The sequence below is a fragment of the Priestia sp. TSO9 genome (assembly GCF_021029645.1).
Taxonomy (GTDB): Bacteria; Bacillota; Bacilli; order Bacillales; family Bacillaceae_H; genus Priestia; species Priestia megaterium_E.
Map to the genome: position 1 here is coordinate 1 of NZ_JAJEKD010000029.1, position 869 is coordinate 869.

The 869-nt window shown below is 48.8% G+C and carries 6 tRNA genes and 1 rRNA gene; all 7 read right to left on the reverse strand.

Features of this window, described 5'->3' with window-relative positions:
* Nucleotides 1–28: 28 nt before the first annotated feature.
* The 7 genes from LJC66_RS27315 to rrf all read right to left on the reverse strand — a co-directional run bounded on the left by LJC66_RS27315 (nt 29) and on the right by rrf (nt 688).
* A tRNA-Leu gene (locus LJC66_RS27315) sits at nt 29–117 on the reverse strand.
* 14 nt (nt 118–131) lie between these two features.
* Nucleotides 132–206 (reverse strand) — tRNA-Gly (locus tag LJC66_RS27320).
* Nucleotides 207–229: 23 nt separating this feature from the next.
* Nucleotides 230–311: transfer RNA gene (locus LJC66_RS27325), tRNA-Leu, on the reverse strand.
* 13 nt (nt 312–324) lie between these two features.
* Nucleotides 325–400: transfer RNA gene (locus LJC66_RS27330), tRNA-Lys, on the reverse strand.
* Between the two features lie 8 nt (nt 401–408).
* Nucleotides 409–484: transfer RNA gene (locus LJC66_RS27335), tRNA-Thr, on the reverse strand.
* 3 nt (nt 485–487) lie between these two features.
* A tRNA-Val gene (locus LJC66_RS27340) sits at nt 488–563 on the reverse strand.
* Nucleotides 564–572: 9 nt separating this feature from the next.
* Nucleotides 573–688: ribosomal RNA gene (rrf, locus tag LJC66_RS27345) — 5S ribosomal RNA — on the reverse strand.
* Nucleotides 689–869: the final 181 nt, after the last annotated feature.

An 869-nucleotide genomic window follows, 5' to 3' on the forward strand; every position in this document is an offset into this window, starting at 1 on the left:
CCAATTGAGCTACGGGCGCTTATTAAAATGGTGCCGAGGGCCGGACTTGAACCGGCACGGTAGTCACCTACCGCAGGATTTTAAGTCCTGTGTGTCTGCCAATTCCACCACCCCGGCAGGACTTATATATGTGGAGCGGAAGACGAGGTTCGAACTCGCGACCCCCACCTTGGCAAGGTGGTGTTCTACCACTGAACTACTTCCGCACATATATGAAATTAATGAAAGATGCGGGTGAAGGGACTTGAACCCCCACGTCGTAAGACACTAGATCCTAAGTCTAGCGCGTCTGCCAATTCCGCCACACCCGCGTGTGAATATAAATGGTGAGCCATGAAGGACTCGAACCTTCGACCCTCTGATTAAAAGTCAGATGCTCTACCAACTGAGCTAATGGCTCGGAAAAACTGGTGCCGGCAAGAGGACTTGAACCCCCAACCTACTGATTACAAGTCAGTTGCTCTACCAGTTGAGCTACACCGGCAAATGGTGGAGGATGACGGGATCGAACCGCCGACCCCCTGCTTGTAAGGCAGGTGCTCTCCCAGCTGAGCTAATCCTCCGATATATAAGCCTGGCAACGTCCTACTCTCACAGGGACAAAGTCCCAACTACCATTGGCGCTAAAGAGCTTAACTTCCGTGTTCGGTATGAGAACGGGTGTGACCTCTTCGCTATCGCCACCAGACATATTATATTATACATGCTTTTCAAAAGAAAGCAAGACTTTTTTGAAAAAGTTTTGTTCTCTCAAAACTAGATAACAGTTTGCTGAGTAAAGCTTACGCTTTTAAAAGTTTGGTTAAGTCCTCGATCGATTAGTATCAGTCAGCTACACATGTCGCCACGCTTCCACCTCTGACCTATCA